We start from the raw sequence: 890 nt of genomic DNA, 5'->3' as shown, positions 1-890 counted from the left end.
TCTTCATTCGCTTCAATTCCTTTTAAGCAATTATCTGTAAAGGCACGGAAACCGTTATTCATAATGCTAATCGATTGAAGTAAGTTGAAAACAAGTACTGGTTCCATAACGTTTAATTCTAATTGTCCTGCTTCTGAAGCAAGGCAAATTGTATGGTCATTACCAATTACTTGGAACGCAATTTGATTAATTACTTCTGGCATAACAGGGTTTACTTTCCCTGGCATAATAGATGAACCTGGTTGACGAGCTGGTAACATAATTTCCGCTAAGCCAACACGTGGACCTGATGCCATTAAGCGAAGGTCATTCGCGATTTTAGACATATTCATCATACATACTTTAAGTGCTGCAGATACTTCAGTATAAGCATCCGTATTTTGCGTCGCATCTACTAAATCTTCTGCACCAACAAGCGGTAGTTCACTAATTGCAGCTAAATGTTTTACAACTGCTTCAATATATTCTGGATCTGCATTTAAGCCTGTACCAACTGCAGTTGCTCCCATGTTCACTTCATATAAGTGTTGACGTGATTGCTGAATGCGTTTCATATCACGTTCAAGTACACGTGAGTATGCTTTAAACTCTTGTCCAAGGCGGATTGGCACAGCGTCTTGTAAATGTGTACGTCCCATTTTAATCACATGATCGAACTGTTCGGCTTTTAATTCAAATACATCATGCATATAACCCATCGTTTGTAATAAGCCTTCTAATGCATTTAACGTTGCGATATGAATCGCCGTTGGGAATGCATCATTTGTTGATTGGGCCATATTTACATGACTATTTGGACTAATATAATGATAGTCTCCCTTTTCCATTCCTAATAATTCAAGAGCACGATTGGCAATGACTTCATTTGCATTCATGTTCATTGAAGTACC

The 890-nt window shown here is 38.2% G+C and carries 1 protein-coding gene; it reads right to left on the bottom strand.

What is annotated here, in order from left to right:
* On the bottom strand, positions 1 to 890 hold an 890-nt coding region (locus QO049_RS30440), incomplete at both ends, for a lyase family protein (protein WP_284489821.1).

This window comes from Bacillus sp. RB3, assembly GCF_030164735.1.
In the GTDB taxonomy this organism is placed as follows: Bacteria; Bacillota; Bacilli; order Bacillales; family Bacillaceae_G; genus Bacillus_A; species Bacillus_A cereus.
The sequence above is the reverse complement of the archived record's forward strand: the minus strand, read 5'-3'. Positions and strand labels throughout refer to the sequence as shown.